This window comes from Caballeronia pedi, assembly GCF_001544915.2.
Lineage (GTDB): Bacteria > Pseudomonadota > Gammaproteobacteria > Burkholderiales > Burkholderiaceae > Caballeronia > Caballeronia pedi.
Window position 1 is genome coordinate 1 of sequence record NZ_FCOE02000020.1, and the last position, 17,278, is coordinate 17,278.

Annotated in this window: 18 protein-coding genes; 11 read left to right on the plus strand and 7 right to left on the minus strand. The window is 63.8% G+C overall.

Features of this window, described 5'->3' with window-relative positions:
* Positions 1-189: 189 nt before the first annotated feature.
* The 9 genes from AWB80_RS25585 to dld all read left to right on the plus strand — a co-directional run bounded on the left by AWB80_RS25585 (position 190) and on the right by dld (position 10,292).
* The gene (locus AWB80_RS25585) at positions 190-1,938 is read left to right on the plus strand and encodes a tannase/feruloyl esterase family alpha/beta hydrolase (protein ID WP_061177464.1); all 1,749 of its coding nucleotides are present in this window, start codon (positions 190-192) and stop codon (positions 1,936-1,938) included.
* Between the two features lie 101 nt (positions 1,939-2,039).
* A complete protein-coding gene (locus AWB80_RS25590) occupies positions 2,040-3,017 on the plus strand; it encodes an alpha/beta fold hydrolase (protein WP_061177465.1) in 978 nt (325 codons plus the stop codon).
* A gap of 431 nt (positions 3,018-3,448) precedes the next feature.
* Positions 3,449-4,528, plus strand: a complete 1,080-nt coding sequence (locus AWB80_RS25595; protein ID WP_061177466.1) for a lipopolysaccharide biosynthesis protein — start codon at positions 3,449-3,451, stop codon at positions 4,526-4,528.
* A 101-nt stretch (positions 4,529-4,629) separates the two neighbouring features.
* Entirely contained in the window at positions 4,630-4,893 is a 264-nt protein-coding gene (locus tag AWB80_RS25600; RefSeq protein ID WP_061177467.1) for a hypothetical protein, read from the plus strand.
* Positions 4,894-5,041: 148 nt separating this feature from the next.
* Complete coding sequence (locus tag AWB80_RS25605; RefSeq protein ID WP_244206725.1) at positions 5,042-5,497, plus strand: hypothetical protein; 456 nt, start codon at positions 5,042-5,044, stop codon at positions 5,495-5,497.
* Positions 5,494-6,030 carry a hypothetical protein gene (locus AWB80_RS25610; protein ID WP_087131601.1) on the plus strand — a complete coding sequence of 179 codons (537 nt, stop codon included), beginning with the start codon at positions 5,494-5,496 and terminating at the stop codon, positions 6,028-6,030. Before AWB80_RS25605 ends, AWB80_RS25610 begins: the two co-directional genes overlap by 4 nt.
* Before the next feature lie 209 nt (positions 6,031-6,239).
* Positions 6,240-7,007, plus strand: a complete 768-nt coding sequence (glcC, locus tag AWB80_RS25615) for a transcriptional regulator GlcC (protein ID WP_061177469.1) — start codon at positions 6,240-6,242, stop codon at positions 7,005-7,007.
* Positions 7,008-7,213: 206 nt separating this feature from the next.
* Positions 7,214-8,545 carry an MFS transporter gene (locus AWB80_RS25620; protein ID WP_061177566.1) on the plus strand — a complete coding sequence of 444 codons (1,332 nt, stop codon included), beginning with the start codon at positions 7,214-7,216 and terminating at the stop codon, positions 8,543-8,545.
* 7 nt (positions 8,546-8,552) lie between these two features.
* Positions 8,553-10,292, plus strand: coding sequence for a D-lactate dehydrogenase (gene dld, locus AWB80_RS25625; RefSeq protein WP_061177470.1), 1,740 nt, complete (start codon positions 8,553-8,555; stop codon positions 10,290-10,292).
* 8 nt (positions 10,293-10,300) lie between these two features.
* Here the strand turns inward: dld and AWB80_RS25630 are convergent, their stop codons facing one another.
* Genes AWB80_RS25630 through AWB80_RS25640 form a run of 3 tightly spaced genes read right to left on the minus strand, consistent with a single transcriptional unit; the run spans position 10,301 to position 13,232 of the window.
* Positions 10,301-11,194, minus strand: coding sequence for a tyrosine-protein phosphatase (locus AWB80_RS25630; RefSeq protein ID WP_061177471.1), 894 nt, complete (start codon positions 11,192-11,194; stop codon positions 10,301-10,303).
* On the minus strand, positions 11,191-12,498 hold the full coding sequence (locus AWB80_RS25635; RefSeq protein WP_061177472.1) for an ATP-binding protein: 1,308 nt from the start codon (positions 12,496-12,498) through the stop codon (positions 11,191-11,193). Before AWB80_RS25635 ends, AWB80_RS25630 begins: the two co-directional genes overlap by 4 nt.
* A gap of 5 nt (positions 12,499-12,503) precedes the next feature.
* Complete coding sequence (locus AWB80_RS25640) at positions 12,504-13,232, minus strand: response regulator (protein WP_061177473.1); 729 nt, start codon at positions 13,230-13,232, stop codon at positions 12,504-12,506.
* Between the two features lie 245 nt (positions 13,233-13,477).
* On the opposite strand from AWB80_RS25640, the gene AWB80_RS25645 reads away from it, so the two are divergent.
* Positions 13,478-14,227, plus strand: coding sequence for a response regulator (locus AWB80_RS25645; protein WP_061177474.1), 750 nt, complete (start codon positions 13,478-13,480; stop codon positions 14,225-14,227).
* A 17-nt stretch (positions 14,228-14,244) separates the two neighbouring features.
* Here the strand turns inward: AWB80_RS25645 and AWB80_RS25650 are convergent, their stop codons facing one another.
* Genes AWB80_RS25650 through AWB80_RS44090 form a run of 4 tightly spaced genes read right to left on the minus strand, consistent with a single transcriptional unit; the run spans position 14,245 to position 15,903 of the window.
* The gene (locus AWB80_RS25650) at positions 14,245-14,907 is read right to left on the minus strand and encodes a flagellar basal body L-ring protein FlgH (protein ID WP_061177475.1); all 663 of its coding nucleotides are present in this window, start codon (positions 14,905-14,907) and stop codon (positions 14,245-14,247) included.
* A 20-nt stretch (positions 14,908-14,927) separates the two neighbouring features.
* Positions 14,928-15,548: a hypothetical protein gene (locus AWB80_RS25655; RefSeq protein WP_061177476.1), complete on the minus strand. Its 621-nt coding sequence runs from the start codon at positions 15,546-15,548 to the stop codon at positions 14,928-14,930.
* A 1-nt stretch (position 15,549) separates the two neighbouring features.
* A complete protein-coding gene (locus AWB80_RS25660; protein WP_061177477.1) occupies positions 15,550-15,732 on the minus strand; it encodes a DUF6726 family protein in 183 nt (60 codons plus the stop codon).
* A gap of 3 nt (positions 15,733-15,735) precedes the next feature.
* Positions 15,736-15,903, minus strand: coding sequence for a hypothetical protein (locus tag AWB80_RS44090; RefSeq protein ID WP_160147475.1), 168 nt, complete (start codon positions 15,901-15,903; stop codon positions 15,736-15,738).
* A gap of 415 nt (positions 15,904-16,318) precedes the next feature.
* On the opposite strand from AWB80_RS44090, the gene AWB80_RS25670 reads away from it, so the two are divergent.
* Positions 16,319-17,278 (plus strand): ABC transporter substrate-binding protein, encoded by a 960-nt coding sequence (locus tag AWB80_RS25670; protein ID WP_061177479.1) that lies wholly within the window; start codon positions 16,319-16,321, stop codon positions 17,276-17,278.

Sequence of the window (17,278 nt, forward strand, 5' to 3'; positions counted from 1 at the left end):
GCGACCATCGGCGACGGCTTCCAGAGCGCGCCGTCGGCATCGCGCAGCATGTTCGCGGCGGGCGTGGGTATCATCCATCGTTTCTGATTCGGATTACGAATCATCGAGTTTTATCTTTCTTCGCCTGCGCAGCGATGCGCGGGCGAGGCTCTGTTGTACGCGATCGAAATGAAGTCAGGGAGATAACCAATGAGAGCTCTGGAATCCAGGTGGCTGCTTGCCGTATTGGCTGCATGCATCGTGACAGTTGTCGTCACTGCGTGCGGCGGCAGCGGCAGCGACGCCACAAGCAGCGACAGCACCTCCAAAACGCCACTGGCCGTCGTGAAGCCGGTCGTCGACTGTTCGAAGCTGGCATCGACGGATATCACCGACATCGGCGGCGCGGGCAGCACGATCAGCTCAGCCACGGTCACCGCCGCGACCGTCAACGGCGCAAGCGTGAACTTCTGCACGGTGAAAGGCACGCTCGCCCCATCGAACACCTTCGAAGTCGCGCTGCCGGTCGACTCGTGGACGCAGCGCTTCGCTGAACTCGGCTGCGGCGGCTTGTGCGGCAACCTGAGTGATCCGACCAAGCAAACCTCGTTCAGCTTCAGCTACACGTGCCCGCTCGTGCAGCAAGGCGGTTTTGTCACGGCGGCGACCGACATGGGCCATTCCGGACAGGACGCCACATGGTCCACCGATCCGCAAAAGCAGGCCGACTTCGCTTATCGCGGCCAGCACATCACGACGCTGGCGGCGAAGAAACTGATCAAGACTTACTACGGTCAGGAACAGAAATATTCGTACTTCGTCGGTTGCTCCGATGGCGGCCGCGAGGCGCTGATGGCCGCGCAACGTTATCCGTCGGATTACAACGGCATCGTCGCGGGCGCACCCGCCGCGCATTTCCAGATTCAGAACTCGCTGTATCACGGCTGGAACGTCGAATCGAACAGCACGACGGGCACGAGCGCCGGCAAGGCCGTGCTGTACGCCGACAAGGCTCAGGTGCTGCACAAGGCGGTCGTCGCCGCGTGCGGCGGTCAGGCGGGCGTGGCCGATGGCCTCATCGCCGATCCGCGCACCTGTCATTTCGATCCCGCGACGATTCAGTGCGCGGCCAGCGCGTCGAGCACGAGTAACTGCCTGACGGCCGCCGAAGTCGACACCGCGAAGAAGCTCTATAGCGGCCCGACCGATGCGAACACCGGCACGCTGATGCTCGGCGGCTCGCCGCTGTATGGCTCGGAGGCGAACTGGATCGGCGTCGAAGTACCGACGTCGAACTCGACGGACGCGCCCGTGCCCGTGTCGAGCATCTTCAGCTACATGATCGTGACCGGCGCGTACAACCTGATCTTCACCGGCTCGCCGACGATGCCGAACATCGATACCTTCGGTTATCACGACGCCAGTTTCTACCCGAGCTATCTGCAGACGAACCACGCGCTCAACGATGCGACGAGTCCCGATTTGTCGGCATTCAAGAACGCGGGCGGCAAGCTGATTCTGTGGCACGGCTGGGCCGATCAGCACATTTCGCCGCTCTTCACGATCCGCTACTACCAGGCCGTGAAGGACACGATGGGCGAAGCGAGCGCGAATGAATTCTCGCGCCTGTATCTGGTGCCGGGCGTGGGTCATTGCGGTGGCGGCGAAGGCTTCCCGAACATCGATCTGGTTTCGCAGATCACCGGCTGGGTCGAACAGAGCGCCGCGCCCAATGCCGTGATGACCTATCAGACCGATGCGACGACGAGCAAGGTGACGGCATCGCGTCCGGTGTATCCGTATCCGGCGGTCGCGAAGTTCAGCGGCAACGGCGACTGGCATGACGGCGCGAACTGGAGCCAGGGCGCACCGCTGTATAACGATCCGGCGCCTGCCTGGGCGGGCTCGTCGTTCTATACGACGTATAGCCCCAAGACGCAGGGCGTGGCGGCGCCGTAACGCGTTGGGAGCGCGCGCGGCGTCTGCGCACTATCATGATCGAATCGTAGCGACATAGGTCGAAGCGGGCCTCGGTCCGACGATTCGTCAAGGAGGACGTCGTGTTCCGCCATCGCATCGTCGGGACGTTCGTGCTGGCTGTTGTCACGCAGGCATCGGCTGCGTCGAACGATGATTTTGCCGGAACGGTCGATATCGGCGGGCGCGCGCTCCATCTGGAATGTCGCGGTCATGGGGGTCCCACGGTGATTCTAGAAGCGGGCGCGCTCAGCCGGGGCGATGTCTGGAGCCGCGACAAACTGCAGCCCGCAGGCGCGCGGACGATGGTGCTGCCTGGCGTCGCCGCCTTCACACGGGTATGCGCCTATGACCGCCCCGGCACACTGCGCGAAGTCGATCCGAACCGCGAGCCGAACGGTCCGCTGTTCGTGCCCAGCCGCAGCACGCCAGTGCATCAGCCGCGCACGACGCGCGACAAGGTGAACGATCTGCACGCCCTGCTCGCGGCCGCGAAGATACCCGGTCCGTATGTGCTCGTCGGTCACTCGGCGGGTGGTCTCATCGCACGCCTGTATGCCAGCACGTATCCCGATGATGTCGTCGGCATGGTGCTGATCGACACGACGCCCGAGAACGTCTGGCTGCGCTTTCAAGAAGCGCTGCCGCCCGCGCAATGGAAAACGTTCGAAGCGCTCACCGTGAAAAATCAGGAGTTGCTCGACGCGTATCCCGAAGCGGAACAGTGGTGGACCGCGCCGCTCGCCGACGACGCTTCGACCCGTCAGGTGCGCGAAGCGAGAGCACGCGCACCGATGCGCCCGATACCGCTCTTCATCCTCGGCCATGGCATTCCGTTTCCCGCGCCGTTTGCCGGATGGCCGGCCGACAGGATGGAAGCGATCATGAGCAAGCTGCGCGACGATCTGGCAACGATGACGCCCGACGCGAAAGTCGTCGTCGCGAAGCAGAGCGGTCACGACATTCATCAGGATCAGCCGGACCTGGTCATCGCCGCGATCCGGCAAGTGGTCGATGCAGTACGTGATCCGAAGACATGGCGCATTGCGCCCTCAACGTAGAAGCCGTTGCTGCGGAACGAATTAAAACAGTACAGACCGTTCCCCATATCCCGGCACAGGCAAGATGTTTTTTCTGCTGTCCGGTTTACTTCTACATCAGAACAAAGTAACCTTTCCTCGCTGATTCAAGCCCGGCGACTACTTGGCCGCGGGTAAGAAATCAATCGCCCTCAAGTCAGAAATTTTGACTTCGTCGAAACACACTCGCTGCACATGTTACCGATGACCCATGGTCATCGAGCGCTCGCCGCTCATCGCGCCGGCCGCCTTTCTTCAACTGCGGCCGGTCATTCGGATCACTAAAGATCTTTCGCGAAGTCATCGGAAGCGCTTGCGCGCGGCCCGGTGTTCGCATCGTCTCGTCCATCGCCGGGAAAGGCACACTCTCGTCTTCGCGAGATCGCACCATTATTTTCGTCATCCTAATTTATATGAAGAATCGATCCTTCTCCTCGTTCGGCGGCTTTATCGCCACGGCAGTCCTGATGAGCGCGATGCTCTCCGCATGCGGCGGCGGCGGCGACAGTGACAGCGCCGCCGATACCGCCGCGACCGGCAAGAGCGCCGCGCTGCCGAAGTCCACTGCAAAGGCAGCAAGCGGGAACGGCTCGATCTTCTACGGCATGAACGGCCATAACACCAATGGCGGCGCATACGACTTCACGAGTCCGCAGACACAGCTTGCGCAACTCCAGGAACTGGGCGCAACGATCTATCGAAACGACGTCTACAGCCAGACATCGGCGAACATGCTTGCCGGCATCGCCAAGACGATGGCCGACGGCGGCGTGATGGTGTATCCGGTGATGCTCCTGACGCTCAACTACAACAGCGAAAGCGACGCCTACAACGCCGGCTACAAGCTCGGCCAGCAGACCGCGAACAGCTATCGCTACACGTACTACGAGGTCGGCAACGAACTGGAGGCGAAGGCGCTCAATGGCAATGTCGACGGCACCGTCTGGTATCAGTACAACAACTGGTCGTACATGCTCGCGCGCGGCGTGATTCGCGGCATGATCGCGGGCGTGAAGTCGGTCGACGGCAACGCGAAGATCGTGCTCGGTGGCACATGGCTGCACACCGCCTTCTTCCAGATGCTCGCCGACGGCTCGCAGCCCGACGGCACCTGGGGCCATCCGACCGTGAGTTGGGACGTCACCTCGTGGCACTGGTATTCGAGCCAGGGCGACATCACCCACGCATGCGGCGGCACGGGCTGCCACGACGTGCTGCAGACGCTGCACGACATGGGCAAGCCGATCTGGATCAACGAGTTCGGCGTGCGTCCGGATTACGGCTCGTACAACCAGATCGCCAGCTACATGACGGGCAACACGATGATGGCGCAATTCGCGAGTGTCGCGTCGAAGTACAACATCCAGTCGATTCAAGCGTTCCAGCTCTACGACGACAGCGAAGGCGCTTATGGACTCGCCGAGGGCGACGGCATCACGAAGAAGGCCGCTTACTGGGCGTACAAGGATTTCGTGCAGAACCACCCGATGTAAGGCATCGGCGGTAAGAAACGGAAAGGCGCGCGCTTTAAAGCAGGCGCGCGCACTCGCCGTTATCGCGGTTTTGCGAGAACCGGATAACGACGAGGGAATCCATGCAGATCAACAGTGCGACGACGACTGCCTACACGAACGCCGACGCGCCTGAATCGCGCCGGCCTGCCCCTGCCGACGCCACGACCGATGACGCCACCTCACAACCGACCGATGCACCGTCGTCGGTGAAATCCTTCGCATATGGCGCGCTCGGCCTCGAACGTCCCGAAGTGCAGGCGACCGATACGAACGGCTTCTACACCGCAGGCAAATGGGTCGCAGCGGCCGTGACGATCGGCGGCATCGTGTCGTTGTTCGTTTGATGACGGCACTCGCAAATTAATACCTGGAAATAACTTGCCGGATTGGCGCTTTGCTCCGCATATCGAATCGCGGCGCGGCGCGGGAAGATCTCGATGCGCGCTGTCTGCACACGACAGACCGCCTCTTCCCTCGACACTACGCCAAGCCATGCAAGCACACCTCTCACGCACTCCCAACTTGCTCTCCCTGCGCCGCGCGCTCGTCGCCGTGGCGCTCTTCGTGCCGATGCTGTCCGCCTCCGCCGAGGATCTTCCGGACGTCTGTTCCGCGCTGAAGACCATCGTCGATGCACACGCTTTCGACACGCTCGCCAAAGACCGCGCCCTGCTGCCCGCCGGTTCGCCTGGTCAAGGCACATGCAAGAGCAGCGCCCATACCTATGACTGCCGCTGGCGCGCGCACTGGGGCGCGGATGGCATCGTCGCCGATCCGTTGCAGGAACTGGGCGCGGATATCGCTGCCTGCTTTCCCGATGTGCGTCACGACGTGAACACCGCGACGCGTCAGCATTTCGCGCTGCGCGACACCACTGACAAGCGCGTGACGACGATGACCGCGACGATCGAAGCGCCGAACACCTTACGCCTGCGCATCGTGCGGTGAATGTGATTGGAAGGCTCATCGCGCGCGCGCTCCTCGCTGTCGGCGCTGGCGCACTCTCCGGCTGCACCTGGACCCTGATCACGGCCGCCGATGCAGCGGGCTCTCTGGTGCAGGCGGGCTTCACGGTCGCATCGAGTTATTCGTCGCCGACTTCGGTGACGGGCGCGCCCGCCGCACTGCAATCCGTGTGCATCGAGCTGAATCAGACGGTCGCGACCGGCGACTTCGTGCCCGGTCTGCAAGTCGCATTGCAGCGACGCGGCGTCAACTCGATGGTCTATAACCCCGGCACGTCGCCGCCCGGTTGCGAGGCGATGCTCGTGTATAACGCGACCACGCGCTGGGACAAGCGCGCGTTCAGCAGCGAGCCGATGTCGTATCTGTCGGCGATCGATCTGACGCTGCTGCGGCAAGGGCAGATTCTCGTGACCGCGCGCTACGACACGAATGGTCTGAACATAGATCGTTTCGCGAGCGCGCGGCAGAAGCTTGACGCGCTGGTCGACCGCATGGTGGTGGCGCGCACGCCCTGACGCTTTCCTTACCGCATCTTTCCGATGCGATCGCGCGCGTGAAAGCAATGCTAATCTGCCCACGCTGTTGCTGTTGTTGACCGATCCCTCTTGCGGCTCGCCGGTGTCCTTCTGGCGGGCCGTCTTTTTTTGGGGGTCATGCGAAGGCTTTTCCGTTATCGGCGGGCAATGCTAAAGTTCGCAAAGTGGTCGGACCAGTGAGGCATACCATGCATGACGAGAGCCAGGAAGACGCGCTGCAGATCGCCGACGCCGTCGCGGGACGCATCGAAGGGCTGATCGTCGACGGCGTGCTGAAGCCCGGTCAGGCGCTGCCTTCCGAACGGCGCCTCACCGCAAAACTCGGCGTGTCGCGATCCGCCGTGCGGGAGGGACTGAAGGTGCTGCGTACGCGCGGGATCATCGAAACCTCGCATGGACGCGGCTCGTTCGTCGCCGCGCTGACCACGCAACCCGCGCTCACGCCGATGATGCATCTGCTCGGCTCCCAGCCACGCACGCTCTACGACATTTTCGAAGTGCGCGAAATGCTCGAAGCCGAATCCGCGCGTCTTGCCGCGCTGCGCGGCACGCAGGCGGATTTCGCGCTCATCACGCGCCGATACGAGGAAATGCTCGCGGCCAACGAGAGCGACGTGGCCGAATCGACCCGTGCGCGGCTCGACTACAACTTTCATCTGTCGATCAGCGAGGCATCGCACAATCCGGTGCTCGTGCATACGCTGAGTTCGCTCACGGATCTGCTGCTGAGTTCGGTCTTCGCGTCGGTCAATAACCTCTACCATCGCGAGGCGCAAAAGCGCGTCATCGACAAACAGCACGCGCGTCTCTACAAGGCCGTGCTGGGCAAGCAGCCGGAGCAGGCGCGCAAGGCCGCGAGCACGCATATCACCACGACAACCGCCTGCATGCGGGAAATCGAGGCGGAAGAGCAGCGTCTGGTGCGCGCGACGCTGCGTCTGAAGGGCTGGCAGTGATCTCGCGCCGCGCGTGAGCGCACGGACGTGCACAAGCCGGCGCGCCCTCGCCGCCATTGATTCGCGCGGAAAACGCCTCCTGGCACGACAAAAAGAAGTGGTAGGACCAGTGGTTCGACGTCTCGACAGTCTCTTACTGGCACGGAACAATGCGCTCCATCAAAGCCAGTAGCGGCGACAAGCCGCACGATTCAGGAGACTTCTCGATGAACCCGCACACCCCAACTCCCGCCGCCGCCGAGTCAGAAACCGCGACCTACGCGAAAGTGACCTGGCGTCTCCTGCCCTTTCTTTTCATCTGCTATGTCGCGGCCTATCTGGATCGCGTCAATGTCGGCTTCGCGAAGCTACAAATGCTGAGCGACCTGAAGTTCAGCGAGTCGGTGTACGGGCTCGGCGCGGGGATTTTCTTCATCGGCTACTTCCTGTTCGAAGTGCCGAGCAACATCCTGCTGCATCGCGTGGGCGCGCGCGTGTGGATCAGCCGCATCATGGTGACGTGGGCGCTGGTGTCGGCCGCGTCGCTGTTCGTCAAGACGCCGGCAATGTTCTACACCTTGCGCTTTCTGCTCGGTGTCGCCGAAGCCGGGTTCTTTCCCGGCATCGTGCTCTATCTGACTTACTGGTATCCGTCTTCGCGACGCGGCCGCATGAACGCGCTCTTCATGATCGGCATTCCGGTGGCGGGCGTGGTCGGCGGTCCGCTGTCGGGCTGGATCATGCAGGCTTTCAACGGCGTCCACGGACTGTCGAACTGGCAGTGGCTCTTTCTGCTCGAAGCGCTTCCGTCGCTCGTGCTCGGCATCCTCACGCTGTTCATGCTGCCGAACGGGATTCGCGCGGCGTCGTGGCTGAACGAGCAGGAGAAGCAGCTTCTCGAAGCCAACATCGCACGCGATGAACCGGCCGGCGCGGATCATTCGCTGAGGAGCGTGGTGTCGAACGGACGTGTGTGGCGTCTCGCCGCGATCTACTTCTGCTGCATGATGGGCCTCTACGGCGTGAGCTTCTATCTGCCGACGCTCATCAAGACGGCGGGCGTCAAGAACGCGCTCGACGTCGGCCTGTTCACGGCGATTCCTTATGCGGTCGCGATCGTGTCGATGATTTTCGTCGCGCGCAGTTCGGACCGTCGCAACGAACGGCGCTGGCATCTCGCTTTGGCGGGCGTCGCGGCCGCAGCGGGCTTCTATGCAAGCACGCTCCATACGGGCAACCTCGCGCTCGCACTGATCACGCTGTCGGTCGGCACGGCGGGTGTGTTGTCGATGATGCCGGTGTTCTGGACCTATCCGAGCAGCGTGCTCACGGGCGCCGCCGCAGCAGCCGGCATCGCGATGATCAATTCGATCGGCAATCTCGCCGGCTTCGTCAGCCCGTCGATCATCGGCTGGATGAAGGACGTCACGCACAGCACGAACGCGGGGCTGATCGTCGTCGCCGGGGCGCTCGTCGTCGGCGCGATCCTCACGCTCACGCAGCGCGCAACGGCAGCGTCGGCGGCGGAATCGTCGTCTTCGGAACCGCACCGCGCTTGAGGCCGCCATGTCCGTCATCGCTCCTTCCGCCCTTGCCTTCGGCGAATCGCGCAGAAGCCTGCTCGCGTCGCTCGGCGATATCGTCGGCGCGCGCAACGTACTCACCGGCGATGCCCCGACGCGCCGCTACCGCACCGGCTACCGTTTCGGCACCGGCCGCGTGCTGGCGGTGGTGCGCCCCGGCACGCTCGTCGAGCAATGGCGCGTGCTCGTCGCATGCGTCGCGGCGCGCACGATCGTCATCACGCAGGCGTCGAACACGGGCCTCACCGGCGGCTCGACGCCCGATGGCGACGACTATGATCGCGATGTCGTCATCGTCAGCACGGCGCGGATCAAGCATGTCCATCTGATCAAGGACGGGACGCAGGCGGTCTGCATCGGCGGCACGACGCTCGATCAGCTCGAACGTGCGTTGAAGCCGCTCGGACGCGAGCCGCATTCGGTGATCGGCTCGTCGTGCATCGGCGCGTCGGTGCTGGGCGGCATCAGCAACAACTCGGGCGGCTCGCTCGTGCATCGCGGACCGGCCTATACGGAGATGGCGGTGTTCGCCGCCGTCGATGCAACGGGCGTGCCGCGCCTCGTGAATCATCTTGGCATCGAACTCGGCGGCACGCCCGAAGAGATCCTGTCGCGCATCGAAAACGGCGCATTCACCGATGCCGATGTTCGCGAAGGCGCAGCGGCATCGGATCACGACTACGCGACCCATGTCCGCGATATCGATGCGCCCACGCCCGCGCGCTTCAACGCCGATCCGCGCCGGCTCTTCGAAGCGTCGGGCTCCGCCGGCAAGGTGATGACCTTCGCGGTGCGCCTCGACACGTTCGCGGCCGAGCAAGGCGCGAAGGTGTTCTATATAGGCACCAATGACACGAGCGTGCTGACGGACATCCGCCGCCACGCGCTCGCTAATTTCACGCATCTGCCGATCGCGGGCGAATACCTTCATCGCGATGCGTTCGATGTCGCAAGGAAATACGGCAAGGACCTCTTCGTCATCGTCGACAAGTTCGGCACGGACCGGCTGCCGCTCTTCTTCAGTCTGAAGACGCGTTGCGACGCGTGGTTCGAGCGTCTCGGCTTCATGCCGAAGCATCTGAGCGATCGCGTGCTGCAGTGGGTCAGCGACCGCTTGCCGGATCATCTTCCCGCACGTCTCGCGACGTATCGCGAAGAGTACGAGCATCATCTGATGCTGAAGGTGCCCGCAGCAGGCATCGACGAAGCGCGCGCGTTTCTGTCGACGCGCTTTGCGAGCGGCGGCGGCGCATATTTCGAATGCAGCGAGGAAGAAGGCCGCAAGGCGTTCCTGCATCGGTTCGCGGCGGCGAGCGCGGCGGTGCGCTATCGCGCGGTGCATCATCGCGAGGTCGAGGATATCGTCGCGCTCGATATCGCGTTACGGCGCGACGACCGCGAGTGGTTCGAGAAGCTGCCAGAGAAGATCGAGCGCCCTATCGTGCTAAAGCTGTATTACGGGCACTTTCTGTGTCATGTGTTTCATCAGGACTACATCGTTACCAAAGGCAACGACTGCATGGCGCTGGAACACGAAATGCTCGAATTGCTCGATGAGCGTGGCGCAGAGTATCCCGCCGAGCACAACGTGGGGCATCTTTATGAGGCGAAGCCACAGCTTGCGGCGTTCTACGAAGAGCTCGATCCGTGCAATTGCTTCAATCCGGGAATCGGGAAGATGTCGAAGTTCGCGGCGTATCGGGAGCGTGCGGGCGAGGCTTGAACGCCTCTCTACGCAATCAACTTCACCCGCAACATCGCCACGTCCGCATTGCTCATCGACAAACCCTGCGCCAGATAATTGCTCAACGTGCCGAACTCGCGATGCATCTCCTCGAACGCCGCTTCGAGCGTCGCGCTCTGCGCCTGATAAAGCGGCGCGACCGTCAGCACATCCGTCCCAATCCGCGCCGCATGCGCCTTCACGCGTGCGTCGATATGCGCCTGTGCCGCCGTGTTGGTCAACAGATAATCCTGAATGATCACGTCGAGCGGCACATCGGCGATGGCGAGCAACAGCGCCGCCGCCCAGCCGGTGCGATCCTTGCCCGCCGTGCCGTGAATCACCTGCGGCCCCGCAACGCGCGCAAGCCGCGTCAGCAGCGCCCCGAACTGCAAGCGCGCGACCGGGTCCGTAACGAGCTGACGTTGCTGCCCGATCATCCACGCGCTCGCGGCCGCCGCGTCGCGAGGCATCGCCGCCGCGGCGTCGATCGGCGCGACTTCATGCGTCTCACGCACGGCGTTCGCCGGCACGCGATCCGGCGCAAGCGCGGTCTCGCTCACCACGCGAAGATCATGCACCGCGCGCAACGACAGCCGCGCGAGCGCAACCGCGTCCGCGTCATCGGGCGTGAGCGCGCCCGAGCGATAGAACACGCCGCGCCGCAGCCGGTTTCCATCGACGGTTGGATAGCCTTCGCCCATGCCCGCCACATCGCGGAAGTTTTCTATCGAAGCAAGTGTCGGCGTCGCCGTCACCGCCTGATCGTCGCTGGCGCCGCCGCATGCCGACAGCAACGCGCCCGCGCCGAACGTGGTCGAAAGCAGCGCGACGCGCGCGCCGCCACGAATGAAGGCGCGGCGCGACATGGGCGCCGCATGCGTGGACGAAGCAGGCATCATGTTTCTTCAAAGGGAATGACGATGCGCACGATCAGCCCGCCGCCGTCGGCATTGCCGATCTCACAGCGGCCACGCTGCTCGCGCGCGAGACGCTCGACGATGGTGAGCCCGAGTCCGCAATGTCCGTTGCCGCTGCGCGCGGGATCGAGCCGCACGAACGGCCGCAATACGTCGTCGAGGCGCTCGTCGGGAATGCCGGGGCCGTGGTCGCGCACTTCGATCAGCCATTCGCCGCCCTGCCGCGCGGTGCGGATCTCGACGGGCGGTTCGCCATGCTCCAGCGCGTTGTCGACGAGATTGGTCATCAGCCGGTCGATGAACGTGCGCGGCAACCTGAACGCCTCGCCCGCATCGAGCGACAGCGCGAACAAAGGCTCATCGCCGTCTTCGGGCGACGCGAACTGCTCCGCGATGAACGCATCGACGCCGGTATCGCTGCTTTCCGAAGTCGAGCGGCCCGCGAATTCGAGGAACTGCTGAACGATGCGCGTCATCGAATCGATATCGCGCAGGAAATGCGCGCGCTCGCGCTCGTCCTTGGCAAGCACGCTCGCGCGCAGCGAGAGGCGCGTGAGCGGCGCCTTCAGATCGTGCGCGATGCCCGCGAGCATCACGGCGCGATCGTCGTCCGTATCGATGAGCTTCTTCATCATCTGGTTGAACGCGCCGATCAGTTCGCGCAATTCACGCGGACCGTTTTCATCGACGGGAACCGGGCGCTCGCCGCTCCCGAAACGGCGCGCCGCCTGCGCGACACGCGCGAGCGGCCGCTGCAACTGCCACGTCGCGAAGAGCGAGAGCACCAGCGCGCCGGCGAGCAGCACGACCGCCTCCGTCATGAACGGCGCGGGCGGCGGCAAGTCGATCGGCGTGACGATCCACACATTGCTCGACGGATAGCGCACCCAGAGCCGCGACTTGTTGCGCGCATCGATATCGACGGCGATCTGCGAACCCTCCGGCAAGCCATCGGCGATCTGACGCGCGAGATGCGCGTGGCGCGTCTTGCGGGCATCGCGCAAGGTGAGCGGCTCGGGCATGTTCCACACCGGCACGATATGCACGCGCGTTTCGCGCATCAGCCGCCCGCCGAGCGCGACATCGTTGTGCGCGGCCTCCAGCACGATCAGCAATGCGCGCGCGTAGCCATCGGCTTCGCGGTGCGGACCCTGCACGTGGAGAATCGCGAACCAGCCGCCTTGCAGCGCGAGCAGCACGCACACGGACACGAGCGCCATGCGGCCGAACAGCGTGTCGATGAAACCGCGCGGCGCGCGCGCGGCCTGCCAGAGACCCAGACGCATCGCGGCTAGGTCCCGAACCGGTTCGATGTCGGGCCATCGGTGTCGGGCACGAACACGTAACCTTGTCCGCGCACGGTCTGCACGTGACGCGGATTCGACGGATCGTCCTCGATGATGCGGCGCAGACGCCAGATCGGCACATCGAGCCCGCGATCGCGAAAAGCCAGATCGTCGCGATGCACGAGATCGTGGATCAGCACACGCGAAAGCACCTTGTACGGATGCTTGATGAATACCTTGAGCAACGCGAACTCGCTGTCGCGCAATGCGATGCGTTCGCCGCCGCGCAGCAGCGAGCGCGTCACGAAGTCCACTTCGAAGCGGCCGAAGCGTTCGCGCGGCGCGGGCTCGGGACGGCTCGGCGCACTCGCGCGCCGCCGCAGCACCGCTTCGATGCGCGCGAGCAGCTCACGCGGATCGAAAGGCTTGGCGAGATAGTCGTCCGCGCCCGATTGCAGCCCTGCGATCTTCTGTGGAACGCTGTCGCAGCCCGTGACGAAGATCACGGGAATGTCCTCGCCCGCCGCGCGCAGATCGCGCAGCGCGCGCAGGCCATCCGTGTCCGGCATCATGATGTCGAGCACGACGATGGACGGACGTTCGAGCTCCAGCCGCCGACGCAGGCCGCCGCCGTCGTGCAGCACGGACACGTCGATGCCTCGTGCGTTAAAGAATTGGCGCAGCAGGTCGCGCACCGCGGAGTCGTCGTCGACGATGAGAACCGATATGGACATCCCAAAATTCTATTCGGAGGTTATTCCCAACCCGCGCATTGCACGCGCCGCGCGACATTACGGATTCTTACGGAGGGCGTTTTCGCAGGCTGCGACAGCGCGTAGCACGCGCGTGCGATTCCCGCGCGAAGCCACGCACACACGCGATTCGTCCGCGCATCGCGCGATGAAACACGCCGTAACGGAAAGAAATGGAAAGTTCTCGACCGTCGCGAGCGCATCCGCGCGGCGCTTAGAATCCCTGCATGACTCCACATGTACTGATGGTCGACGACGACCCCGTGGTGCGCGATCACGTTCGCGACTATCTGCAGCAGCACGGCTTCGACGTGTCGGTTCTGAGCGACGGCGCCGATCTGAGACGCCGCGTGCAGGCCGAGCGTCCTTCGATGATCGTGCTCGACGTGATGATGCCCGGCAAGGATGGCATCAGCGCGTTGCGCGAATTGCGCAACGCCCACGACGATATTCCCGTGATCCTGCTGACGGCGCGTTCCGACGTGCTCGACCGCGTGATCGGACTCGAACTCGGCGCGGACGATTACCTCGGCAAGCCCTTCGATACGCGCGAGCTGCTCGCGCGCATCCGCTCGATCCTGCGGCGTCGCGAGAGCGCGTCGGCGTTTGCGGCGGGCGCGCCCGAGATGCGGCCGGCGTATCGTTTCGGGCCGTTCGAAATGGACTTCGGCGCGCGCGAACTGCGCCGCGACGGCGAGCGCATCGCGCTGCGCTCGGGCGAATTCGCGCTGCTCAAGACGCTCGTCAAGAACGCGATGGTCGTGCTCACGCGCGCGCAACTGAACGAGAAGCTGCGCGGCAACGGCGCGCATCGCGATCGCAGTCTCGATGTCGCCATTTGGCGTCTGCGCCGTCTGCTCGAAATCGATCCGTCCGAGCCGCGCTATGTGCAGACCGTCTGGGGCCAGGGCTATATCTTCGTGCCGCACGGCGATCCGACTGCGGCCGGGCGCATCGCGGCGCACGCGGAGGTCTGAGGCGCGCGTCGGCATCGTCAGAAGGTCAGCACGCTCATGAAGAGACGTTGCAGCCAGCCCATCGTCGTCGAATCGGCGAGCATGCCGACGCCCGCCTGTTCGATGCGCGCATTGGCCACCTTGTTCGACGCGACGTAATTGCCCGCCTCGATATCCTTCGGATTGACGATGCCCGAGAAGCGCAACTGGTCCTGATTGCCGCTCATCGCGATGATCTTGTCGCCCGCGACCACCAGATTGCCGCCCGGCAAGGTGCCGATCACCGACACCGCGAGCGTGCCGCTCATCGCCGACAGATTGCTGGTGCTGCCGTTGCCCTTGAACGACGTATTCGCCGAGCCGACGTTGAACAGACGCGCGAGCCGCGCCGCCGCGCCGCTCGATTTGTCCGCGGCCTCGGCGCTGATGCTGCTTGCGCGGCTCGCGCTGGCGTCGGCGGAATTGCTGCCCTGATACGACTCCGCGAGGCGGATCGTCAGCACGTCGCCGACTCGCTGCGCGCGCGCTGTTTCATAGAGCGAGACTGAACTCCCCGCCTGATAGATCGCGCCCAGCGTGTTGACGTTGACCGGTTGCGCGACGGCCGGCGCATACGTCGGCATCTCCACGATGGAGCGCGACGACGAGCACGCGGCGAGCGCGAGCACCAACGCCGAGCAGGGCAATGACGCCAGTTTCATGAACAATCCTCTCCTTTGATTCAGGGCGTGTCCTGCACCGAGGCAAGACGCCATCGGTCGGTCGTTTCGCGCAGCCACGATTCGTAGGCCTTCAGGCGATAGATCACATGCGCCGAGGCCGCCGCGCCGTTTGCTTCCAGCGTGATCGAACTCGTCGCGTTCTCCCACGTTCGCGTCCTGTAGCCGTTCGCGCGTTCGACGCGGCTGCGGCCGAACTTCGACGACAGCGCCTCGGTGAAGTCATCGACCACGCGCGCATCGATCACGAACGCCATGCGATACAACCGCGGCGACGCATCGCCCGGCATCGCCGCGAAGCGCAACACGTGATCGCGCGAAGGCGCGCCGTCGACGACGGCCTGCGACGCGCTCCATCCCGCCTGCGTGCGATGCGCCCACTTGCACGCGATCGACAGGCTGTGCGTGTCGCGCAGCACCATGCCGAGCGAGGCCGCTTCGAGATCCGTATCGCACACGGCGACGCTGCCGGGCGGCGTCGCGCGCGCGGGCTCGTCCCGACGGAACGCATCGAGCGAAATGCCGAGCGGCAGGCCGCGAAAATCGAAAGGCTTCTGCGCCGCGGCGAGCACGGGCATCGCCATGCAAGCGCAGAGCGCGCCACGGATGAAGGTTCGCTTCATGTCAGTCGATGGCTGTTGCGCACGCATCGAAGGGCGTGGACGCGGCATGGCCCACGACCGGCACGATCTTCAGCGCGGCCGATGTCACGCGGCACGGCAGCGCGGCGAGCGCGCAGCCATCGAGCAGGAACGGGCACGCCGCCACGGCCACGCACACGAGCGCGAAACGCAAGGATGTCGCCATGATTCACGCCGTCGTATCGACGTGATTGCCGAGGTGCGCCGGATTGACCGGCGCGGTCTTGGCGTTCGCGTTACCGGTTTCGACGCTCGGGGTATCGGTGCTGCGCTTGATGGGCAACGTGTGCGACGCCGCTTGCGTCGCGTGGGATGTGCTCGGGCCGGTGACGTTCATGCTGCGCGCTCCTTGAAGATGAAGAACCGTTGCGAATTGCAACGTGAGCGATCTTCCGTGAGCGCGCATATTGACGATCGCGCGAAAAAAACGCGCTTTTCGCGAGTGCTTACGAGGCGTTACGCGGTCGTTACCAGTTCTTCCCGACGCTCGAATTCGTCGATGCTGCGGCGCAGCGCGCGGCGCGAGATGGTATGACTGTTTCGGCGCAAAAAGCGGGTTAACGTGAATAAAAAGTGGCCGGATAGCCTCATATAGTCAATCTATCTCGCCGCCCGCAGAATCGACAGTGGAAAACCCAAATACCGGAATTGGTGGTATGGCGACGGGATCAATAGAACAACGAATTAACAGGTTATTCCAGAATCATTCGAACAAGACAGGTTAAAAACCAACGGATGGAGGAACCACTGTCATGAAACGCCGCACCGTGTTAGTTGCGATGGCCGCCGCGCCGCTCGGCGCAATGCTTCCGCTCCCCGCCTTCGCGCAAAAGCCCATCGTGCTCGGCTTCGCGCAGGTCGGCGCGGAGAGCGAATGGCGCACCGCCAACACCCAGTCGATCAAGTCCAGCGCGCAGGAAGCCGGCATCGACCTGAAATTCTCCGACGCGCAGCAGAAGCAGGAAAACCAGATCAAGGCGATCCGCTCGTACATCGCGCAGAAGGTCGATGTGATCGCGTTCTCGCCGGTCGTCGAAACGGGCTGGGATACCGTGCTCGTCGAAGCGAAGAACGCGAAGATTCCCGTCGTGCTCACCGACCGCGCGATCAGCAGCAAGGACGACACGCTCTACGTCACCTTCATCGGCTCGGACTTCACCGAGGAAGGCCGCAAGGCGGGCCGCTGGCTGGTCGAGAAGGAAAAGGGCAATGCGGGGCCGATCAATATCGTCGAATTGCAGGGCACGGTCGGCTCGGCGCCCGCGATCGATCGCAAGAAGGGCTTCGAGGAAATCATCAAGTCCGATCCGAAGTTCAAGATCATCCGCTCGCAGACCGGCGACTTCACGCGCGCGAAGGGCAAGGAAGTGATGGAGGCTTTCCTCAAGGCCGAGGGCAAGAAGATCAACGTGCTCTACGCGCACAACGACGACATGGCGATCGGCGCGATCCAGGCGATCGAGGAAGCCGGCATGAAGCCGGGCAAGGACATCATCATCATTTCCGTCGATGGCGTGAAAGGCGCATTCGAAGCCATGATGGCGGGCAAGCTCAATGTGTCGGTCGAATGCAGTCCGCTGCTCGGGCCGCAGTTGATGTCGGTCGTGAAGGACATCAAGGCCGGCAAGTCCGTGCCCAAGCGCATCGTCACACAGGAAGGCATCTTCCCGATGGAGGTCGCGGCGAAGGAATTCCCTAATCGAAAGTACTGA

Bases quoted from the DNA above. Each gene is read 5' to 3' on its own strand.
- AWB80_RS25640 (WP_061177473.1), bottom strand. From the start codon at position 13,232: ATGTCCATATCGGTTCTCATCGTCGACGACGACTCCGCGGTGCGCGAC.
- AWB80_RS44090 (WP_160147475.1), bottom strand. From the start codon at position 15,903: ATGAACGTCACCGGCCCGAGCACATCCCACGCGACGCAAGCGGCGTCG.
- AWB80_RS25605 (WP_244206725.1), top strand. From the start codon at position 5,042: ATGCAAGCACACCTCTCACGCACTCCCAACTTGCTCTCCCTGCGCCGC.
- AWB80_RS25620 (WP_061177566.1), top strand. From the start codon at position 7,214: ATGAACCCGCACACCCCAACTCCCGCCGCCGCCGAGTCAGAAACCGCG.
- AWB80_RS25650 (WP_061177475.1), bottom strand. From the start codon at position 14,907: ATGAAACTGGCGTCATTGCCCTGCTCGGCGTTGGTGCTCGCGCTCGCC.
- AWB80_RS25655 (WP_061177476.1), bottom strand. From the start codon at position 15,548: ATGAAGCGAACCTTCATCCGTGGCGCGCTCTGCGCTTGCATGGCGATG.
- AWB80_RS25595 (WP_061177466.1), top strand. From the start codon at position 3,449: ATGAAGAATCGATCCTTCTCCTCGTTCGGCGGCTTTATCGCCACGGCA.
- AWB80_RS25645 (WP_061177474.1), top strand. From the start codon at position 13,478: ATGACTCCACATGTACTGATGGTCGACGACGACCCCGTGGTGCGCGAT.
- AWB80_RS25630 (WP_061177471.1), bottom strand. From the start codon at position 11,194: ATGATGCCTGCTTCGTCCACGCATGCGGCGCCCATGTCGCGCCGCGCC.
- glcC (WP_061177469.1), top strand. From the start codon at position 6,240: ATGCATGACGAGAGCCAGGAAGACGCGCTGCAGATCGCCGACGCCGTC.
- AWB80_RS25635 (WP_061177472.1), bottom strand. From the start codon at position 12,498: ATGCGTCTGGGTCTCTGGCAGGCCGCGCGCGCGCCGCGCGGTTTCATC.
- dld (WP_061177470.1), top strand. From the start codon at position 8,553: ATGTCCGTCATCGCTCCTTCCGCCCTTGCCTTCGGCGAATCGCGCAGA.
- AWB80_RS25585 (WP_061177464.1), top strand. From the start codon at position 190: ATGAGAGCTCTGGAATCCAGGTGGCTGCTTGCCGTATTGGCTGCATGC.
- AWB80_RS25600 (WP_061177467.1), top strand. From the start codon at position 4,630: ATGCAGATCAACAGTGCGACGACGACTGCCTACACGAACGCCGACGCG.
- AWB80_RS25670 (WP_061177479.1), top strand. From the start codon at position 16,319: ATGAAACGCCGCACCGTGTTAGTTGCGATGGCCGCCGCGCCGCTCGGC.
- AWB80_RS25660 (WP_061177477.1), bottom strand. From the start codon at position 15,732: ATGGCGACATCCTTGCGTTTCGCGCTCGTGTGCGTGGCCGTGGCGGCG.